The sequence below is a fragment of the Arthrobacter sp. Dra40 genome (genome assembly GCF_059091905.1).
In genome coordinates this window covers 1-2,521 of sequence record NZ_JBNHHB010000407.1, presented here as the reverse complement: position 1 = coordinate 2,521, position 2,521 = coordinate 1, and the positions used below count along the sequence as shown (strand labels likewise).

General features: G+C 60.3%; 3 protein-coding genes and 1 pseudogene. 3 read left to right on the top strand and 1 reads right to left on the bottom strand.

Annotated features, from left to right (window positions below; genetic code table 11):
- The first annotated feature begins 359 nt into the window (after window positions 1–359).
- The 3 genes and pseudogenes from AC5RWT_RS36535 to AC5RWT_RS36525 all read left to right on the top strand — a co-directional run.
- Window positions 360–551, top strand: coding sequence for a hypothetical protein (locus AC5RWT_RS36535; protein WP_494084483.1), 192 nt, complete (start codon window positions 360–362; stop codon window positions 549–551).
- Window positions 552–757: 206 nt separating this feature from the next.
- A complete protein-coding gene (locus AC5RWT_RS36530) occupies window positions 758–1,294 on the top strand; it encodes a transposase family protein (RefSeq protein ID WP_494084482.1) in 537 nt (178 codons plus the stop codon).
- A gap of 225 nt (window positions 1,295–1,519) precedes the next feature.
- A pseudogene (locus tag AC5RWT_RS36525) lies at window positions 1,520–2,076 on the top strand (transposase family protein); the annotation flags it as partial.
- Window positions 2,077–2,171: 95 nt separating this feature from the next.
- Here the strand turns inward: AC5RWT_RS36525 and AC5RWT_RS36520 are convergent.
- The coding region (locus AC5RWT_RS36520; protein ID WP_494084481.1) for a fumarylacetoacetate hydrolase family protein at window positions 2,172–2,521 on the bottom strand (350 nt) is incomplete at its 5' end.

Here is a 2,521-nt window from a genome sequence, read left to right as displayed (position 1 = left end):
AGAGGAATCCCGATTTTGCAGACCCAACCGGCGATACCTCACCTCTGGAACCCAAATTAGGCTCGCACTTTTTAGTTGCTGGTTGTTAGCGTCTTCTGTCGGAAGCCGTGGCCGCCGACAGCGTGTTGAGGTTCTTGAATCCGCCGGCAATCCCCTCCCCCGGTGATCTCGATGACGATAGTGTCTGCTTCAACCAGGCGCCGGCACTTCGGCGAGCGTTGAAGTTTTCAAAGAGTGGTCTCTTCAGCAAGGCACGGGGGGACTGAAGGACACGCTTCCGGGCGATAATGTAAGGGATGCATAAACCAGCAGATCCCTTCTGGTTGTATTCGTGCTACGACACGATATGAATTGAAGGGATGACCAAAGGCCTCACGACGTGGAGTGGTGTGGCCACCGCGGCCGAGATGTTCATGGTCTCCTGGCCCACGGCTCAGGACGGCATGATGGACAAGCCCAGCCGGCCCCGGACAATCCTGAACCGCAGCCAGCAAGTCGTGGTCGATAAGATCGTGGCGCTGCGCTGGCGCATGCGTTTGGGCCCGGTTTGATGGTCTAAAGGCTGGGCTTGGCCCGCATTGACCGTGCACACCGTGCTGGTCCCGCGCAGGATCAACCGGCTTCGCCATATCGACAGGGTTACCAGGTCTTCACGGTTCGTGGAGAAATGACCGCGTGTCAAAGATAGCAGAGGGGCCCGTGGCCCTGCTGGGATGAGTGCGTCTAAGCATTCACCCTGGAACAGGAACCACGAGCCTTGAAAGAGCCTATTCGGGTGGCAGTTGACCCTGCCACAGCTATTTTCAACCTGCCCGATTTCAGAGTGATCAAGACCGAAATACTGGCGCTCGGCCAGCGCCGTATCACTGTAGCAACGGAGCAACCACCCGGCTGCCCTGACTGCGACATTATCTCGGCAAGGCGGAAGGGCAGACGTCTGCAGCGCCTGCGGGACATTCCGATCGCGAGACCGGTGCAGGTGTTCTGGAACAAGTACCGCTGGTTCTGCGATGAGCCGGTCTGCGAACTCAAGTCGTTCAGCGAGGAAATGGATCAGGTTCCGCCGTTTGAGCGCTCCACTCGCCGGCTGAAGGAGTCGTTGGTCGCCGCGGTCACTGATTCCTCCCGCCCAGTTTTCGAGGCAGCCCGCGCTTTCGGCGTCTCGTGGTGGCTGGTTCAGGAAGCGATCAATTCAGCGGCGACGATGCTTCCGGATGTGAACACGCTCAGGCTGCGGTACTGGGGCATCGACGAGCACCTGTTCCGATCAGTGCCGATGGTGGAAAGAGATTGAAGTCCTAGTTGTTACCGGCGCAACGACAGCGAAGGTCGATTCGAACAACGTCAGCATAAAAGCTAGGAAGCGAGTCGGTCGGGGATACTGCAACGCAGGCAATTACCGTTCGCATATCCTATTGACCAGTGCGGCCCGGACGCCAGCATGAACACTCAGCTACAGCAGGCCGTTCCCCACGAACCGCGAAGACCCGGGTTACCCGGGACCGGATCCGCCGGTGCGCCCCAGGCGATGATCCACGTAGACGTCACCAAGTTCGGCAGTATCCAACGACGGTGGCGCTTACCGACTGGTGGGAAGGGTGCAAGGCAAAGTGAACAGTACCGCAACGCCGGACAAGCCGCGAAATGTCCACCGCTACCCCAAAAGGGTCCCGCTTTCGCGCACACTGTCATCGATGACCACCCACGCATCGCCTACGCCGAGATCCACGACGACGAGAAATCAGTCACGGCAATCGGGGTGCTTGAGCGGGTTGTGACCTGGTTCGTCGATCGCGGCGTCACCGTGGAGCGGGTCCTATCGGGCAACGCCGGTAGGGCCGGGTGTGCTTGGGCGTTATCCCCAGTCGGTGCATGCATCGCGCCATGCATGTGGGCGGTAAGCAGACCCCCCAACCCAACAGCAAGATCGAGCGGTTCCACCGCACCCTGAACGACGGATGGGCGTACGCCCAGTTCCATGCCGCTGAAACCGCCTGCCGCGAAGCACTACCGGGTTGGATCCATGAGGACAATCACCACAGGCCGCCCCACCGCAACCAGGAACCAGCGACTTAATTAACATCGCTGATCAGTACAGCAGGGCAGCACAAGGAACGTCCCGAAATATTACACTGCTAAAAATTTCAAAGCGATCACCCTAGCATTTTCAATCAACGTCGAGCGGTGTTGGAGAGGGTTCCGATGCCTTCGATCTCCACCTCGTAGCGCTGGCCGGCTTCGATGGTGCCGACGCCGGAGGGGGTGCCGGTCATGATCACGTCGCCGGGCAGCAGGGTGAAGGCCTGGGAGGCGTAGGAGACCACCTCCTTGACGCCCCAGATCATCTGCGAGGTGTTCCCGTCCTGCTTCAGCTCGCCGTCGAGCCGGCCGCGGATGGCCAGGTCTTCGGTGTCCAGTTCGGTCTCGATCCACGGGCCGAGCGGGGCCGAGCCGTCGAAGCCCTTGGCGCGGGCCCACTGGTTGTCGGTGCGCTGCGCGTCGCGTGCAGTGAGGTCGTTGC

Coding starts and splice junctions, on each gene's coding strand:
- AC5RWT_RS36535 (WP_494084483.1), top strand. CDS start 360: ATGACCAAAGGCCTCACGACGTGGAGTGGTGTGGCCACCGCGGCCGAG.